The following is a 16,213-nucleotide window of genomic DNA, read 5'->3' on the forward strand; positions in this document are numbered from 1 at the left end:
AACGCTGATTAAAGAGCGCAGGCCCGACGTTGTGCTTGTTTGCGGCGAAGTGTATCGGTAACCGCGCTATACTCCTCCAAACGAATAGGAGGAATCCATGAGCTACAATCTCGCTGATATACCGCAAGACGACAAAGACAAGATGGCTGTGGACTTAGCCGCATCAGGCGTTGCATTCAAAGAGCGCTACAACATGCCGGTTATCCCTGCTCAAATAGAGGACCAGCAGCCAGAGCATTTGCGTGAGTATTTTCGTGACCGAGTGAAGCACTACAGGGAAGCGGGTAGAACGATGGGTAAAATGGAATACACCCCGCCAGAGAAGAAGTAATGGCGCGCCGGGCTGATGTACATAGCGCATTCATGGATGCAGTGCAGATAGAGCCAAGTGGAAGGAAAGTGGTTACCACAGCAAGATTCATTGCCGAGCTAAAAAAGGTCAATCACTTCTACGATGCCGAGCAAGCTAACGCCCATATCACTCGAAATGAACTCGGGTGGAGCTTAATGGATGAGGGTGAGCGCGGAATGAATAAATACTTCAAGATATTCTAACCAAGCACCACCTCAACGAACCTCGCTAATGCGGGGTTTTTTATTGCCTAAATTCAGAGGTTACCTATGCAGCACTTAGAAATAACTATGCCTGACGGCAGCAAGTGGGCCGTTCCCGTCGAAGTTATCGCAATGAATAGGGCCATCTACTACGCCAAGCGTGATGGCGTAAGCATTGAAGAAAGCCTTGAAGATGATACCCGCCCGTTATTCGCAGGAAGCCCATACGACATTGAGGACTGGGCAGCAAATAACATGAACTGGGAAGACGTTGAACATCTCGCGGTTTGTGTAAGTAAAGGCGAGACGGATTATCAGGAAGGATGGGTAAATGGCGAGAAGAAACTTATAGAGCGTTAACCCCACCACGGAACTCTCAGTAAACGGATTTCACTATCTGGAGTGTCCCTATGTCAATCATCGTCAAATTACCCCGCGCTTACTTCACTGCGGGTCGCGTTAGCACGGATGAATTAGCGCAAGTTCTACATCAGGGATTGTGGAAACGGTACGGCGTCATGCCTGCCGATGTTGTTGTGTCGCTACATGAAGGCACTCATATCATGTCGTCTGGCTGCGAGCCGGATGATGTAAAAACCATTCTAAATCTGTGAGGTTGATATGGACGATATCAGCGAACTAATTCTGACTATTGGCCGCGCGCCGGATGACGGCCGTGACCACAAAGAAGCGTATGTGTGGGATATGCGAATAAAGCAGCGACTACGAACCGGCGATAAATCAAAGAGACCGGCGCCAAAACAAGTTGTCCCGCCAACGCCAGTTAAAACAGTGAAGTCAGTGAAAGCGAAAGTGAGAAAGATAATGGAGGCGGCATGAGTAGAGGAACGATTATTTGCCTGTGCGACCTGACAGGGATTATGGCAGCACCGTGGGTAGCGGCTGGGTATGATGCAATTTTAATTGACCCGCAGCACATTGAAAAAAGTAACCAAGCGGGAATACGAAAGTGGCCAGACACAGTTCTGACGGCTGCCGGCGCTCTAGGTGATGTTATCCGGAATGAAGAAATTGTGTTTGTTGCTGGATTTCCACCGTGCACTGATGTTGCTGTTAGTGGTGCAGCTCACTTCGAAAAGAAGCGCAATGCGGACACCCACTTTCAGGCTAAGGCTGCTCTCGTTGCTGAACAATGCCGAATGATTGGTGAAATAACTGGAGCACCGTGGTTCTTCGAAAATCCAGTAAGTGTTTTCAGTGGCATATTTGGAAAGCCTAATTTCATTTTCAATCCAAGTGATTACGGCGGCTATCTGCCAGTTGATGACGTTCATCCAACATACCCAGATTACATTGCTCCGCGGGATGCCTACCCGAAGAAAACCTGTTTATGGACTGGAGGGGGCTTTGTGATGCCGGATAAGTTGCCAGTTCCTGTGCCTGAAGGTTATTCAACTCAACATCTAAAGCTGGGCGGTAAGTCAGAGCGTGTGAAGAACATTCGAAGCGCCACACCTCGCGGTTTCGCTGAAGCAGTTTTCCAGGCTAATGCGCCGCACTTGAAAGCGTTAAGAGAGGCGGCATGAGTGGATATCAGCTTATCTATTGTGACCCACCCTGGCAGTACGGGAATAAGGCCAGTAATGGCGCAGCAGTTAATCACTACAAAACGATGTCACTCACCGATTTAAAGCGCCTCCCTGTTTGGTCCCTCGCAGCACCCGATGCAGTTCTCGCTATGTGGTACACCGGTAACTTCAATGACGAAGCCAAGCAGCTCGCTGAAGCATGGGGATTTCAGGTGCGCACAATGAAGGGTTTCACCTGGGTAAAGCTGAACCAGTTGTCGGAGGACCACATAAATAAGGCGCTGGCGGCCGGTGAGGTTAACGACTTCTATGACTTCCTCGCCCTGCTCAATACCCAATCACGGATGAACGGCGGCAACTACACGCGGGCCAATACGGAAGATGTGTTGATCGCAGTGCGTGGCAATGGCCTTGAGCGGCTCAATGCCAGCATCAAGCAAGTTGTTTACTCACCGCTTGGCGAGCATAGCGAAAAGCCGTGGGAAGTACGCCACCGGCTGGAATTGCTGTATGGCGATGTAAAGCGTATTGAGTTGTTTTCAAGGAAGGATTTAGAGGGGTGGGATACTTGGGGCAATGAGTGCGATCAATCAATCAAATTAATACCTGGCAGTTCGGAGGCGGCATGAAACTACCAAAAATATCAGACGGTGCCTAGTTCTTTATCGTCATCATCGCATGGGCGGTGCTGGCAACCATTTACACAATTGAGACTGAAGCTGTTAGGGGGATGTTCGGATGATGCAATGGAAGCAGTTATCAGGTGCGCCAAGTGATTTTGACGGTGCCCCTCATTGGGCCAAACGACTGGCAGTAGTTCGTGGTACCGGTCAGAAATTATGGTGGGATGGTATGCAGAAGTATCAGGACCGCGAGCAACTACTCGATGCGTACACATCTGACTTTGATGAGTGTGTCGATACTGTTGCGGAGCGGAGGCTGGTTCCGGTTGACGCTAAAGACTGAAGGAGTAATACGTGACTCCAGAAGAGAAGCAAAACGCCCTCCTGTCAGCCGCAAAAAACTGTAACAACGAAATTAAAACCACACTCGCCGCTCTGCCGGCTAACACAAATAAAGACTCCATCACCCGACCTATCATTCTGCGCCACTACGAAAAGCTAAAGCCACTTGGCTACAAGCTGGCTTGGCTTCTTTTCGCTATTGGCGTTCTGAATGGTCAGTTTAAGTGGAATAGGTGATGGGGTTCCTCGGGAGGGCCATATGCAAGAGGTCGAGGAATTTCTAAAGGTTAAAGAATACGCCGCGATCATAAGGGTTTCAGCCGGAACCATTTACAGAAACCCACTCAAATTTCACATGTTTAAAGTTGGTGATTGTTGGAGAGCTAACTCTGACAGTCTTAAAAAGTTTGAACAACAGGCCGCAAATGACAACAATGTTATCCGGCTGGCTGTTGTAGGCGGTAAGGAGAAGAAACGATGCCGATCTACAAAAGAGGTAAAACGTACTGGATCGATGTCTCAGCGCCAGATGGAACGAGAATTAGACGCTCTGCTGGCACCGAGGAAAAAACAAAGGCTCAGCAGCTCCACGACAAGATAAAGCATGAGTTGTGGGCAGTAGAAAATCTGGATAAGCGCCCAGAAAAGTTATTTGAGGATTTGGTAATACTGGCTTTGCGTGATGCGGAGGGGCAATCAAGTTTCCACATTAAGCAGATATACGCCCGTTACTGGCTTGGTGTTTTTGGTGGGCGGGTTATCTCTTCGATATCCGGCGAGGAAATAACAGACAATCTGCCAACGCATAACTTGATGACCAGAAAGCGTTTAGCTAATGCAACCAGAAACCGGTACCGATCATTCATCATGCGAGGATTCTCACTGGCAGATAAAAGCGGGTGGCTGAACAGGCAACCATATGTTCAGTCTCAACGTGAGCCAAAAGTGAGGATCCGCTGGATAGAAAAGAGTGAGGCTAAGTGCCTTATCGATAATCTGCGGCATGACTGGATGAAGCATGTGTGTTCATTCGCATTGCTTACTGGGGCTAGGCTTGGGGAGATCCTTTCGCTGAAGTGGAAGGATGTTGATTTAGGCCGTAGGGTTGCAGTCATCACAGCGGACAATGCCAAGTCTGGAAGGGCAAGGCCGTTACCGCTTAACGATGATGCTGTGGCCATCATGAGGAAAATACCGGTTGATAATGAATTTGTATTTTCTGCTGATGGGGCCAGAGAGGGGTATATCAACAGGACCGACTTTGACCGTGCCATGTTGTTATCAGGGATTGAAGATTTCAGGTTCCATGACCTTCGCCATACTTGGGCAAGTTGGCATGTTCAGAGCGGAACGCCGATCATGGTACTGAAAGAATTGGGAGGATGGGAGAAGCTTGAAATGGTAAATAAATACGCCCACCTGAGCGGTGAACATTTAAGCAAATTCAGTGGCATTGTCACATTTCTGGCACACGACGCTGGAAGCAGTGAAAACGCCAACCGAATTTCGCTTGTAAGTTAATGAAGTTAAAGTAAATTTCCGTTAACCATTAATCGCTAATAAGCAATAACATTAGAGAAACAGTCTAATGTTGTTATTGCCGGATCACACAATATGTGTGACCTAAAATTTACGGGTTAACCGTCTCTTGCGGTGCCCGTGGATTACGGCTGATAAACATCGCATCGCCGTAACTGAAAAAGCGGTATTGTTCCGCCACCGCTTGCTGGTATGCATTCATGGTATTTTTATACCCAGCGAAAGCAGACACCAACATTATTAATGTTGATTCAGGTAAATGGAAGTTGGTCACTAAAGCATCCACAACCTGGTAGTGATAACCCGGGTAGATAAAGATACGGGTGTCACCAAAGAACGGAGCAATCAGGCTGTTCTCTGCCGCCTTAGCGGCACTTTCCAATGAGCGTACCGAGGTGGTCCCAACCGCCACGACACGATTGCCACGCGCTTTACAAGCCAAAACAGCATCTACCACATCTTGAGGTACCTCTGCATACTCGGAATGCATGATGTGCTCTTCAATGGTGTCTACACGCACGGGTTGGAACGTCCCCGCGCCGACATGTAGCGTAACGAAAGCCATCTCAATGCCTTTCTCGCGCAGTGCGGCCAGCATTGGCTCATCAAAATGTAAACCGGCCGTTGGTGCGGCGACTGCCCCTGGGCGCTCACTGTAGACTGTTTGGTACAATTCACGGTCAGCATCTTCATCAGGGCGGTCAATATAAGGAGGCAAAGGCATATGGCCGACGGCATTTAGGATAGTAAAAACATCCCGCTCATCGTCAAAACGCAACTCGAACAAGGTGTCATGGCGTGCCAACATCGTGGCTCGAATACTTTCGTCATCGCCCAACAGCAGTTCAGCGCCCGGTTTAGGTGCTTTGGAGGCTTTTACATGGGCCAGTACACGATGATCGTCCAAAACACGTTCTACTAACACTTCAAGCTTACCGCCACTGGCTTTACGGCCAAACAAGCGCGCTGGAATAACGCGGGTATTGTTAAATACCAGCAGATCGCCGGGCGTCAGTTTATCCAGCAAATCGGTGAAAATGCCGTGCGTTAACGTTCCCGTCGGGCCATCCAGTGACAGTAAGCGGCAACCGCTACGCTGGGGCTGGGGGTAATGGGCAATCAGAGATTCCGGCAGCTCAAAAGAAAAATCGGCAACACGCATAGCTTTCCACTTGATATCAGAACAGACCCATCTCACGAGTATGATTGGAGCCGGTTCACAAAAACAGGCCGCTAGTCTAGAGCCCTCAAGGGCTGGCTGCAAGAAATAAGGACAATTGGTGGTCATTTGCTATAGCCAAAATAATTGTCGTCGCAGCCAGGCAGTAAATGAACGCATCTCGATAAGCTGACTCCCACCAGTGATTCAGTTGGCAAATCTGCCAGATGCGGATTTGAGCACGGCTTACAGTAGCTTCGCAGAGGTGGGCCAGGAAATTGACCGCGTAATGACGGCAGCTAACACCGCTGCAACTTCAAGTAAGAAGGGATATACTTTGCAGATGAATTTTCTCGCTCACCTCCATTTAGCCACACTGGCTGACAGTTCCCTACTGGGCAATCTGCTGGCAGATTTCGTCCGTGGTAATCCACAAGATGAATATGCCCCTGAGATTGTGGCTGGGATTATGATGCATCGCCGCGTTGATGTCATGACCGACGCACAGCCGCTGGTCAAAGAAGCCCGTCGCTATTTTAGTGCTGATTACCGCCGAGTTGCCCCTATCACTCTGGATGTGCTGTGGGATCATTTTCTGGCACGTAATTGGGATAAACTGGTGCCGGACTACACGCTGCCCGGGTTTATCCAGCATGCGCAAAACCAGATTGTGCCCCATTTACCACAGACACCCGCGCGCTTTCAGCACCTTAATGCCTATCTGTGGCAGGAGCGTTGGCTGGAACGCTATGCTGAACTACCCTTTATAGCTGATGTGTTACAAGGTATGGCTAATCGGCGGCCCAAACTGGCAGCACTTGCTGGCTCTTTTCAGGATATAGAACAACACTATCAGCCGTTAGAACAACTGTTTTGGGCGTTTTATCCTGCCATGATGTTGCAGGCACAACGCCAACAAATCTAGCTTAAAACATCTTTATTTGTATGGTTATTGCTACTAAGTCACTTGCGCTTTCTGCCAGAATGGGTATCTTAGCAAGACTACGAAACTAAAAACGTCGTAACGATAGGTAAAAGCTATCACAGCGATTGGTATTTATCCCTTTATTCATTGCGCTTAAATACCTATGCTGTGCCGATACTTTTAAGACAACTGGTTAATCCATCCCTATTAACAGGAGTAATTTATGGTTCTGGTAACTCGTCAAGCCCCTGATTTTACAGCAGCTGCTGTTCTTGGTAGCGGCGAAATCGTTGAAAACTTCAACCTGAAAAAACACCTGAACGGCCGCCCTGCCGTCCTGTTCTTCTGGCCAATGGACTTCACTTTCGTTTGTCCTTCAGAGTTGATCGCTTTCGACCACCGTTACGAAGAATTCCAGAAACGTGGCGTTGAAGTTGTTGGTGTTTCTTTTGACTCTGAGTTTGTGCACAACGCATGGCGTAAAACCCCAGTTGATAAAGGCGGCATTGGTGAAGTTAAATACCCAATGGTTGCTGATATCAAACGTGAAATTCAGAAAGCCTACGGCATTGAACACCCAGAAGCTGGCGTTGCACTGCGCGGTTCATTCCTGATCGACAAAAATGGTATCGTTCGCAGCCAAATCGTTAACGACCTGCCAATCGGCCGTAACATCGACGAAATGATCCGTACTGTTGATGCACTGCAATTCCACGAAGAACACGGCGAAGTTTGCCCTGCTCAGTGGGAGAAAGGTAAAGCAGGTATGGGCGCATCACCAGATGGCGTAGCTAAATACCTGTCTGAAAACGCCTCTAAACTGTAATAACAGTTTATGCCGCCCCTGATTTACTCGGGGGTATCAAGCCAGTCAGTTCACCCTGACTGGCTTTTTTTATACTGATATAAAACCAAACGACGACATACCAACAATACTGATATATCCCCAAAGTAATTGGAGTTGCAGCTAGGCGGCAAACGAGTAAATCCCGATGAGCTTACATAAGTAAGTGATTCGGGTAAACGAGAGCAGCTAACAACGCTGTAACTTCAAGTAAGAAGGGGATATTTTTGTGGCATATTCAGCCTCCTTGCCTTTCAGCAGGTAAGAAGCTACCGTAATGTTGCTAGGCATTAGGGAGCCTCGTATTGATTAACCTCAGTACGGGGCTTTTTCCTATCTGCTTTATGACAACAACTGTTTTTACCAAGGCACTTACAGCACTGGTTCAAACGATGCCCAAAGCAGACAGCTTCAAGCACCCGCCGCAGAGTCTATATAATAATCTTTTCCATTCCCAGCGTATCAAACCCGTAAATACTTATTTATTTTCAATAAGTTATTTTTATTTATCTTGGCGCCTTTCAAGCATAAATCAACCTATCTGCCAGGCAACAACTGACAAACTCTCCTTTCGCCGCCAATTAATTAGCAGCCATAAACATTAATTCTGCTATTAATTATTACTGGTGTGTTTTTTGCACACACCATAAGCAGCGCTTTTAAGCTGCCAGACAAAAATGATCAGGTCATCCCTGGCGGGCAGGAACTAACAGGAGTCAGAATGTTGTTAAAAAAATGGAACAAACCCTTGGCTGTATTGGCTTTACTGGTCAGTGGTACACTGCATGCGGCCTCTACACCGGCGGTGGAAGCAAAACATGGCATGGTGGTGACCTCGCAATATCTCGCTTCACAAGTGGGGACTGATATTTTAAAAATGGGTGGCAATGCCGTTGATGCCGCAGTGGCGGTGGGATATGCACAGGCTGTCGTAAACCCATGCTGTGGCAATATCGGTGGGGGTGGTTTTATGACCATTCACCTTGCCGATGGAACTGACACATTTATAAACTTCCGTGAAACTGCACCAGCGGCTGCCAGCGCCGATATGTATTTAGATAAAGAGGGAAAAGTCACTAAAGATGCCAGCTTGTATGGTTATCTGGCAGCCGGCGTCCCTGGCACGGTATTGGGAATGGATAGCGCGCAGAAGAAATACGGTAAATTGACGCGCCAGCAAGTGATGGCTCCAGCAATCAAACTGGCCCGTGAGGGCTTTGTACTGACGCGTGCCGATACTGACATTCTGGACACTACCGTCAAACGTTTCCGTCAAGACCCTGAATCCGCGCGTATTTTCTTGCGCAAAGATGGTGAAGCACTGCAACCGGGAGATCGTTTAGTTCAGGCTGATCTGGCTGAAACCCTGAGCGCAATCTCGGAGCAAGGGCCGGATGCTTTCTATCAAGGTAAAATACCTCAAGCGGTAGAAGCCGCGGCCAAAAAAGGCGGAGGTATCCTCACTGCCGCTGATTTCGCCAACTATAAAATCACTGAAACTGCCCCTATTACTTGTAGTTATCGCGGTTATAAATTTGTTTCCTCACCACCACCCAGTTCCGGTGGAGTGACATTATGTGAAACCTTGAATGTGCTTGAAGGCTATGACTTAAAAAGCATGGGTTTTAATTCGGCTGCTTACATTCATACACTGACAGAAGCCATGCGCCATGCCTATATGGACCGCAATACTTTCCTCGGTGACCCCGAGTTTGTTAAGAATCCGATTGATCGCCTGTTGAGCAAAAGCTACGCCGCCGATATCCGCAAGCAAATCGTTGCCAACAAAGCGACACCTTCGGTAGAAGTACAACCGGGGATGCAACCTCATGAAAAACCAGAAACTACCCACTACTCTATCGTCGATAATGAAGGTAATGCGGTCTCCACGACCTACACGGTTAACGGCCGCTTTGGTGCCGTGGTGATTGCCCCAGGTACTGGCTTCTTCCTGAATGATGAAATGGATGATTTCACCGTCAAAGTGGGCGAGCAAAACCTGTATGGTTTAGTACAGGGGGCAACCAACTCCATCGCCCCCGGTAAGCGCCCACTATCGTCTATGAGCCCAACATTAGTGACCAAAGACGGTAAGACATTTATGGTGTTAGGCTCTCCGGGTGGCTCCCGAATTATCACCATCACCCTGCAAACAGCCCTCAATGTCATTGATCATGGCATAGCACCACAAGAGGCGGTAGATGCACCACGCATCCATCACCAATGGCTACCTGATGAGGTATATTACGAACAACGTGGCGTATCCGCAGATAGCCTTAATCTGCTGAAAAACATGGGATATAAGATGGTCGAACAGAACCCATGGGGTGCAGCCGAACTGATTCTGGTGGGTTTGGCCGGAGTGGAGGGTGTCAGCCCGGCCAACTCGGGGAATGACTCGGCAGTTTCCGGCAAAGTTCGTGAAGGTTACCTGTACGGCGCTAACGATGTCCGTCGCCCTGCCGGTGCCGCCATCGGTTACTGATAGTAATGGCTTACTAATGTAACTCATCCTCCATCAATATATCGATGGAGGAATTTACCACTTCATTATATACCCTAAATAATTCGAGTTGCAGGAAGGCGGCAATCGAGTAAATCCCGATGAGCTTACTCAGGTAAGTGATTCGGGTGAACGAAAGCAGCCAACGCACATGCAGCTTGAAGTATGACGGGTATATATCACCAGGGTAATGACTGCCCCTGATAATCGATAAATCCATGCCCCCCTTTACCCGAAGCGTGCTCAATTTGGTCGACCACACCCTTCACACTGGTCGCAATAGTCAGGGGTGCCGCATCCCCGCCCATATCCGTTTTTACCCAACCGGGATGAATCGATAGCACCGTCAGAGCCGGATCGGCCACTTCAGCAACCAAACTACGGGTCATCATATTCAGTGCGGCTTTACTGGCTGAATAGAGAGGTTTATGGCCGGAGGCATTGTGACCAATACTCCCCAACTGAGAAGACATAAAGGCCAATACACTTTGAGTTGGATTACGTTGTGTCAGCAGATGCTGAGCGATACGGATAGGTGAAACGGCATTAGTTTGGAATAATTCCAGAATATCTTCCGGTTGCGCCTCAAGAGCTGATTGATGCTGCGGCCCAGAGATACCCGCATTAACAAATATGAGGTCGAATATCTGCCCCTGTACCTGTGGCAAAAACTGCTTAATACTTTCAGGTTTATTAATATCCAATGTTAGCCAATGGGCGGCATGGGCTACGGTATCTTTCGCAGCACCGCGTGTCGTCGCAGTCACTGACCAACCACGGCGATTAAGTTCGTCAACCAGCCCCAGTCCCAAACCTCTTGAGGCGCCAATGATCAATGCCTTTCGTTTAATTGTGCTCATATCATTTTCCCTTTGCTGAATATTACCTGCCCACTGTTTGGCCAGCCATACGATTACCTATCATATATATAATATCTCAACAAAAGGAAAAGCGGCGCTTGGCCGCTTTTAATCGCTATCACTGCTGGCTAACGATTAAGTTAGCGCTCACCAACACCACGCCACAAAGTGACACTCTCGCCAGCCAAGTGCAGATTGACGCCTGACTCAGTGCCATCCAGCTCAGATGAGCCTTCCAGACGCAGCCACTTAGCGACATTGAGTAAAGGGGATGCTGGCAACGAAACATTGATATCACTAATACGTTGTATCGCGACCATCACTCGTTCACGTTGGTAGCTACGAATAAACACCAAAGTGTCACCATTGGCATAAACCACCTGACAACCACCACGCCGCAGCGCCATGCTTTTGTGCCGTAGAGCCGCCAGTCGTTGGCATAACTTCAATAGGTCATTATCCCACTGAGCCTGATCCCACGGGAAGGGTTTGCGGCAGAACGGATCATTGCCACCATCAACACCAATTTCATCGCCATAAAATAAGCAAGGCACACCAATCCAGCTAAATAACCACACCAGCGCCATCTGCATCTGGGCTTTATCATTATTTAGTAGCGTGATAAAACGAGCAGTATCATGGCTGTCCAGTTGATTAAATAAACGCAACTGATGGCCGTGCGGCAATCCGGCTCGGTACTCATCCATCCAGTAGGCACAATCCTCAGCGTTGAGTTTTATTGGATGATAAGCCACATCCTGGCCCGCTAAAAAGCCACGCACCGGTAATGCAAAACCCATGTAATTCATTGCCGAATCTTCTACACCGGCATGTAACCAATTACGTGCATCACCAAAGTGTTCCCCCAGAATATAGGCCTGCGGATTTTCTTCTTTTGCTGCCTGATAAATACCGGCTAAATGGCGCAAATTCCCTTTTGCTCCGCCCTCCTCCCCCAACATATGCACCACATCTAACCGCCAACCATCAATGCTGTAAGGGGGGCGTAACCAATAACGCACCACACTATCGTCGCCCCGATAGATTTGATTTACCACGTCCTCACTCGCGAAGTTGAGTTTTGGCAAGCTGGCATTACCTTTCCAATCCAACGCTCGCCCATCGGGGAAGAAATTAAACCAGCCCCGATAAGGTGAGTCCTGATGATGACAAGCACCATTATCCCCTTGCTGGTGCCTATCAAACCAATGATGGGAATCACCGGTATGATTAAACACCCCATCAAGTACCAATTTTATGCCGGCCTCACGGGTAGCCAGACGTAATTGCAGAAAAGCCGCCTCGCCGCCCAGATAGGGATCTATCTGATAATAATCTTGCGTATCATATTTATGTACGCTGGGTGCGGTAAAAATTGGATTTAGATACAACGCCGTAACGCCAAGTTGTTGCAAATAAGGGATTTTTTGGCTGATACCCGCCAGGTCACCGCCATAGAATGTTGAAGCGGCATTAGTGTCATCCAATGGTTGTTGCCATGCACGACGAGCCACCGAATGACCCGCAGCGTGATGATGATAACTCCCATTTTGCACGCCGTGCTCACCCTGACTACTGGCAAACCGATCGGGGAATATCTGATAAAAGACTTGGTCGGCCACCCAGTCAGGGCCACTGTCGGGCATATCAATGGCAAACTGAGCCAGTTGCGCCGGAGGAACCCGCGAGAATCCCAGCGGGCCGAACCATTGTTGGTCGTCATCCCATAACAGTTTAAAACAGTAGCGCCGTGTAGGTTGCCCTTCATGTAAAGGCAGCGTCGCGCGATAACACCAAAAGCCATCACGCTGTTGGCCTTTCATCGTCAGTAGCCATTCTTCATTATCCGGTTCGCAGCGTAAGAAAACCTGTGCTGGTAATGTGTCGCCATGCAACCATTCGCCATGCAACCATAAAGTAATCTGTAATGCGTCGCCTCGCTGACGAACAAAAGGCGGGACCGGAAGATGCCAACCACTAAGCATAAAATTCTCCTGCGTTAACCAAAACCATTCCTGTTAAGGCTATCTGGTGCAGACATTAACGCCGCGACACATTCACCTGAGATAGGCGATTTATCTGAATATACAGCTCGCCGATATAAATAATGTCATGTAGTGGCTGCTTCCCCCTCATCTGTCACTATAAATATCAGGGATGAGATTGGGGGAGGAGAAGTATGTAGGTAAATAGCAGAATGCCCCAGATTGTATAGAGCAAAAAAAGCCGAGAAATCTCCCGGCTTGATAGTAGGTATTGACTCAGTATTATTCAGTTTCTTTGGCAAGCTCTAGCTGTTTCTTTTGATGGCGCACTTTCAAGTAATACCCCACCAACAGCAATGCAATCCACACTAACCCTACATACAGTGAAATGCGGGTTGTCGGGAACCAGCCAATCAGAGCGATGATAAACACCAGGAAAATGATTGCCAGCACCGAAGTAAAGGTGCCGCCACGCAGTGGGAAATCCAGCGCCTTAATCTGTTCTTTGCTTAATGAACGCCGGAAACCAATCTGGGAAAACAAAATCATGATCCATACCCATACAGTGGCAAAAGTCGCCAGCGATGCGATAACCAGGAATACATTTTCCGGCATGATGTAGTTCAGATAAACCGCAATCAGCATGGCAAACATCATCACCAACACCGTCACCCAAGGCACACCACGCTTGGATATTGCCGCAAAGGCTTTTGGTGCGTGGCCCTGTTCCGCCATTCCGTTCAACATACGCCCGACACCAAAGACATCACTGTTAATGGCAGATAATGAAGCGGTGATCACCACAAAATTGAGAATACCTGCCGCAACGGTAATCCCCATATGCTGGAAGGTCAGTACAAATGGGCTACCGTTCGTGCCCACCTGATTCCAAGGGTAGATAGACATGATGACAAACAGGGTCCCGACGTAGAACACCAGGATACGCCACGGCACTGAGTTAATTGCTTTCGGAATGGAGCTTTTTGGATTTTCCGCTTCTCCGGCGGTAATACCGATAATCTCAATACCACCATAAGCAAACATCACCAGTTGCAATGATAGGATCATGCCGACGAAACCGTTACTGAAGAAGCCGCCGTTAGTCCATAAATTATGAATACCGGTCGGCTGTCCACCGTTACCAATACCCCAAATAATGATACCAAACCCGGCCAGAATCATGATGATGATGGTGGCAACTTTAAAGAATGAGAACCAGAACTCCAGCTCACCGAAGACTTTGACACTCATCATATTAACTGCGCCAATAATCAGCACCACACTCAGCACCCATACCCAATGAGGCACGTCCGGGAACCAGACCCCCATATAGATACCGAAGGCGGTCACATCAGCAATAGCAACAATCAAAATCTCAAAGCAATACGTCCAGCCGGTGATATAGCCCGCCATTGGCCCAAGGTAATCTTGTGCATAGCGCGAGAAAGAGCTGGCCTGTGGGTTATTCACTGACATCTCACCCAACGCGCGCATAATGATAAATGCCACCACGCCACCGATCAGGTATGCCAATAACACACTAGGCCCTGCCATTCTTATCGCATCAGCCGAACCATAGAATAAGCCGGTACCTATTGCTGACCCTAATGCCATAAAGCGGATATGACGGGTCGTCAGGCCCCGTTTCAGCTTATTTTTGACTGGTAATTCCATGTACATTGCCCCGTCTTTTTTCAGCAAAAAGCCACGGGGATGAGCCGTGGCTAAAAAAATCCTATAACTGTGCCGTTATTGCTTAGCAGCAACTTCCTGGCGACAGCAGAGGCGATCGTACAACCCTACGACGACGAATACCAGCAGGGAAGGCGATAACCACGCCAGACCTTGTTCAGCCAATGGCAGATGCTGAGTCCATTCAGGCAGGAAGTGCGCGAATGTAGAAGCCTTCACCGCATCAAGAATACCGAACAGCAAACTAACCAGCATAACCGGAGCCACGATACGTGAGGCATGATGCCACCAGCGCAAAGTAAAGCTCATCAAAACCAGCACGATGCATGGTGGATATATCGCTGTCAGTACCGGAATGGAAATCTGAATTAGGTGACTCAAGCCCAAATTCGATACCATCATTGAGAAGATACCGAGAATGAATACCAGCGCCCGATAAGACAGCGGCAAGTACTGAGCAAAGAATTCAGCACAGGCACACGTTAGGCCCACAGCGGTCACCATACAGGCAATGAAAATCAATGCGGCCAGGAACACACTGCCCAAACCACCAAAGGTGTGCTGAACATAAGCATGCAACACGACTGCGCCATTCTGTGCGTCAGGCGTCAGGCTGCCACTGCCACTGCCAAGTTTAAACAAGCTCAAGTAAACGAGCGTCAAACCGATACCGGCAATCAATCCTGCCCAAATGGTATAGCGCGTCAGCAGCCCTGCGGAAACCACTCCACGCGAACGGGCCGCATTGACGATAACGATACCAAAGACCAAGGCACCTAAGGTATCCATGGTCAGATAACCATTAACGAAACCGGAGGAGAAAGGCACGTTCTGATAGGCATCAGTGGCTGAAATCAACGGACCGGCAGGCCAAATCAACGCCGCGATACCCAAGATAGCAAGCGCCAGAATTTTCAGTGGGGCCAGAATATGACCGACGGTGTCCAGCAAACGCCCCGGATAGAGCGAAATGCCAATCACCAGCGCGAAATAAACCACACTATAAATAAACAGCGGCAACGGGCCATCACCAGTCAAAGGGGCGATGCCCACTTCGAAGGAAACTGTTGCGGTTCGTGGCGTGGCAAACAGTGGGCCGACAGCCAAATAACAGACGGTAGCCAGTACCAAACCAGCACTACGGCCAATTGGGCTACTCAGGGCATCAATCCCCCCGCCCACCCGGGCCAGTGCGATAATGGTAATAACCGGTAAGCCAACCGCGGTTATCAGGAAGCCAAGAGCTGCCCACCATACATGTTCACCCGATTGTAAACCAACCATCGGCGGGAAGATGATGTTGCCAGCTCCAACGAATAAGGCGAAGGTCATAAAACCTAATGCCATAATATCTTTAGACGATAAACGATGACTCATAGTGATGTGCGTTGCCTAGTTAAATGACCAAAAGGAAAAGTTCTAAGTTGTGGTCTTTCCTACGTGATCGAAACGATACAAAGCTCTGATAAACGCAAACTCCGGCGGTTAATAAGCAATCTATTTCGTCAGTATGCAGTGTTTTTGAAGTTATTTGCAGGTGGAATAGGCCAACAACGGCGCTAAGTAGACCGTTTATAGCGGAGAAAGGCAAGTCGGGATCATAAAAGCAGAGCCATCATCCAGATAATGTTATCAA

Annotated in this window: 18 protein-coding genes; 13 read left to right on the plus strand and 5 right to left on the minus strand. The window is 48.7% G+C overall.

Annotation, left to right across the window (positions count from 1 at the left end; all coding sequences use genetic code 11):
* Positions 1-97: 97 nt before the first annotated feature.
* The 10 genes from V1955_RS17025 (at position 98) to V1955_RS17070 (ending at position 4,591) form a co-directional block, all read left to right on the plus strand.
* On the plus strand, positions 98-331 hold the full coding sequence (locus V1955_RS17025) for a DNA polymerase III subunit theta (RefSeq protein ID WP_442821016.1): 234 nt from the start codon (positions 98-100) through the stop codon (positions 329-331).
* On the plus strand, positions 331-555 hold the full coding sequence (locus V1955_RS17030; protein ID WP_442821205.1) for a hypothetical protein: 225 nt from the start codon (positions 331-333) through the stop codon (positions 553-555). The genes V1955_RS17025 and V1955_RS17030 overlap by 1 nt, the downstream gene beginning before the upstream one ends.
* Before the next feature lie 66 nt (positions 556-621).
* Positions 622-915 carry a hypothetical protein gene (locus V1955_RS17035; RefSeq protein WP_442821206.1) on the plus strand — a complete coding sequence of 98 codons (294 nt, stop codon included), beginning with the start codon at positions 622-624 and terminating at the stop codon, positions 913-915.
* 50 nt (positions 916-965) lie between these two features.
* A complete protein-coding gene (locus V1955_RS17040; protein WP_145554894.1) occupies positions 966-1,169 on the plus strand; it encodes a hypothetical protein in 204 nt (67 codons plus the stop codon).
* A gap of 7 nt (positions 1,170-1,176) precedes the next feature.
* The gene (locus V1955_RS17045; protein ID WP_442821207.1) at positions 1,177-1,395 is read left to right on the plus strand and encodes a hypothetical protein; all 219 of its coding nucleotides are present in this window, start codon (positions 1,177-1,179) and stop codon (positions 1,393-1,395) included.
* Complete coding sequence (locus V1955_RS17050; RefSeq protein WP_442821208.1) at positions 1,392-2,102, plus strand: dcm methylase; 711 nt, start codon at positions 1,392-1,394, stop codon at positions 2,100-2,102. The genes V1955_RS17045 and V1955_RS17050 overlap by 4 nt, the downstream gene beginning before the upstream one ends.
* Positions 2,099-2,734 carry an MT-A70 family methyltransferase gene (locus tag V1955_RS17055; protein WP_442821209.1) on the plus strand — a complete coding sequence of 212 codons (636 nt, stop codon included), beginning with the start codon at positions 2,099-2,101 and terminating at the stop codon, positions 2,732-2,734. The genes V1955_RS17050 and V1955_RS17055 overlap by 4 nt, the downstream gene beginning before the upstream one ends.
* A 109-nt stretch (positions 2,735-2,843) precedes the next feature.
* Positions 2,844-3,071 carry a hypothetical protein gene (locus tag V1955_RS17060; RefSeq protein WP_442821210.1) on the plus strand — a complete coding sequence of 76 codons (228 nt, stop codon included), beginning with the start codon at positions 2,844-2,846 and terminating at the stop codon, positions 3,069-3,071.
* A gap of 11 nt (positions 3,072-3,082) precedes the next feature.
* On the plus strand, positions 3,083-3,307 hold the full coding sequence (locus V1955_RS17065; protein ID WP_050297890.1) for a hypothetical protein: 225 nt from the start codon (positions 3,083-3,085) through the stop codon (positions 3,305-3,307).
* A gap of 240 nt (positions 3,308-3,547) precedes the next feature.
* Positions 3,548-4,591 (plus strand): tyrosine-type recombinase/integrase, encoded by a 1,044-nt coding sequence (locus tag V1955_RS17070; RefSeq protein ID WP_442821211.1) that lies wholly within the window; start codon positions 3,548-3,550, stop codon positions 4,589-4,591.
* A 109-nt stretch (positions 4,592-4,700) separates the two neighbouring features.
* Here V1955_RS17070 and queA read toward each other — a convergent pair whose 3' ends face one another.
* A complete protein-coding gene (gene queA / locus V1955_RS17075; RefSeq protein WP_442821212.1) occupies positions 4,701-5,771 on the minus strand; it encodes a tRNA preQ1(34) S-adenosylmethionine ribosyltransferase-isomerase QueA in 1,071 nt (356 codons plus the stop codon).
* Between the two features lie 340 nt (positions 5,772-6,111).
* Here queA and V1955_RS17080 point away from each other — a divergent pair, with 340 nt between their 5' ends.
* The 3 genes from V1955_RS17080 to ggt all read left to right on the plus strand — a co-directional run bounded on the left by V1955_RS17080 (position 6,112) and on the right by ggt (position 10,022).
* Positions 6,112-6,693 (plus strand): acyl carrier protein phosphodiesterase, encoded by a 582-nt coding sequence (locus V1955_RS17080; RefSeq protein ID WP_083163835.1) that lies wholly within the window; start codon positions 6,112-6,114, stop codon positions 6,691-6,693.
* A gap of 223 nt (positions 6,694-6,916) precedes the next feature.
* The gene (locus V1955_RS17085; RefSeq protein ID WP_004393160.1) at positions 6,917-7,519 is read left to right on the plus strand and encodes a peroxiredoxin C; all 603 of its coding nucleotides are present in this window, start codon (positions 6,917-6,919) and stop codon (positions 7,517-7,519) included.
* Between the two features lie 739 nt (positions 7,520-8,258).
* A complete protein-coding gene (gene ggt / locus V1955_RS17090) occupies positions 8,259-10,022 on the plus strand; it encodes a gamma-glutamyltransferase (protein ID WP_442821213.1) in 1,764 nt (587 codons plus the stop codon).
* Positions 10,023-10,219: 197 nt separating this feature from the next.
* On the opposite strand, the gene V1955_RS17095 is transcribed toward ggt, so the two are convergent.
* From V1955_RS17095 to brnQ, 4 genes are all read right to left on the minus strand, one after another.
* Positions 10,220-10,900, minus strand: coding sequence for an SDR family oxidoreductase (locus V1955_RS17095; RefSeq protein WP_442821214.1), 681 nt, complete (start codon positions 10,898-10,900; stop codon positions 10,220-10,222).
* 140 nt (positions 10,901-11,040) lie between these two features.
* A complete protein-coding gene (malZ, locus tag V1955_RS17100) occupies positions 11,041-12,885 on the minus strand; it encodes a maltodextrin glucosidase (protein ID WP_442821215.1) in 1,845 nt (614 codons plus the stop codon).
* Positions 12,886-13,167: 282 nt separating this feature from the next.
* Positions 13,168-14,559, minus strand: a complete 1,392-nt coding sequence (proY, locus tag V1955_RS17105; RefSeq protein ID WP_083160079.1) for a proline-specific permease ProY — start codon at positions 14,557-14,559, stop codon at positions 13,168-13,170.
* 75 nt (positions 14,560-14,634) lie between these two features.
* On the minus strand, positions 14,635-15,954 hold the full coding sequence (brnQ, locus tag V1955_RS17110; RefSeq protein WP_083160081.1) for a branched-chain amino acid transport system II carrier protein: 1,320 nt from the start codon (positions 15,952-15,954) through the stop codon (positions 14,635-14,637).
* Between the last annotated feature and the right edge of the window lie 259 nt (positions 15,955-16,213).

It is taken from the genome of Yersinia sp. 2545 StPb PI, from assembly GCF_052217125.1.
Classification (GTDB): Bacteria; Pseudomonadota; Gammaproteobacteria; order Enterobacterales; family Enterobacteriaceae; genus Yersinia; species Yersinia enterocolitica_E.

What these genes read in the sequence shown, in the direction of transcription:
- V1955_RS17025 (WP_442821016.1), top strand. Translation starts at nt 98, where the DNA reads ATGAGCTACAATCTCGCTGATATACCGCAAGACGACAAAGACAAGATG.
- V1955_RS17030 (WP_442821205.1), top strand. Translation starts at nt 331, where the DNA reads ATGGCGCGCCGGGCTGATGTACATAGCGCATTCATGGATGCAGTGCAG.
- V1955_RS17035 (WP_442821206.1), top strand. Translation starts at nt 622, where the DNA reads ATGCAGCACTTAGAAATAACTATGCCTGACGGCAGCAAGTGGGCCGTT.
- V1955_RS17040 (WP_145554894.1), top strand. Translation starts at nt 966, where the DNA reads ATGTCAATCATCGTCAAATTACCCCGCGCTTACTTCACTGCGGGTCGC.
- V1955_RS17045 (WP_442821207.1), top strand. Translation starts at nt 1,177, where the DNA reads ATGGACGATATCAGCGAACTAATTCTGACTATTGGCCGCGCGCCGGAT.
- V1955_RS17050 (WP_442821208.1), top strand. Translation starts at nt 1,392, where the DNA reads ATGAGTAGAGGAACGATTATTTGCCTGTGCGACCTGACAGGGATTATG.
- V1955_RS17055 (WP_442821209.1), top strand. Translation starts at nt 2,099, where the DNA reads ATGAGTGGATATCAGCTTATCTATTGTGACCCACCCTGGCAGTACGGG.
- V1955_RS17060 (WP_442821210.1), top strand. Translation starts at nt 2,844, where the DNA reads ATGATGCAATGGAAGCAGTTATCAGGTGCGCCAAGTGATTTTGACGGT.
- V1955_RS17070 (WP_442821211.1), top strand. Translation starts at nt 3,548, where the DNA reads ATGCCGATCTACAAAAGAGGTAAAACGTACTGGATCGATGTCTCAGCG.
- queA (WP_442821212.1), bottom strand. Translation starts at nt 5,771, where the DNA reads ATGCGTGTTGCCGATTTTTCTTTTGAGCTGCCGGAATCTCTGATTGCC.
- V1955_RS17080 (WP_083163835.1), top strand. Translation starts at nt 6,112, where the DNA reads ATGAATTTTCTCGCTCACCTCCATTTAGCCACACTGGCTGACAGTTCC.
- V1955_RS17085 (WP_004393160.1), top strand. Translation starts at nt 6,917, where the DNA reads ATGGTTCTGGTAACTCGTCAAGCCCCTGATTTTACAGCAGCTGCTGTT.
- ggt (WP_442821213.1), top strand. Translation starts at nt 8,259, where the DNA reads ATGTTGTTAAAAAAATGGAACAAACCCTTGGCTGTATTGGCTTTACTG.
- V1955_RS17095 (WP_442821214.1), bottom strand. Translation starts at nt 10,900, where the DNA reads ATGAGCACAATTAAACGAAAGGCATTGATCATTGGCGCCTCAAGAGGT.
- malZ (WP_442821215.1), bottom strand. Translation starts at nt 12,885, where the DNA reads ATGCTTAGTGGTTGGCATCTTCCGGTCCCGCCTTTTGTTCGTCAGCGA.
- proY (WP_083160079.1), bottom strand. Translation starts at nt 14,559, where the DNA reads ATGGAATTACCAGTCAAAAATAAGCTGAAACGGGGCCTGACGACCCGT.
- brnQ (WP_083160081.1), bottom strand. Translation starts at nt 15,954, where the DNA reads ATGAGTCATCGTTTATCGTCTAAAGATATTATGGCATTAGGTTTTATG.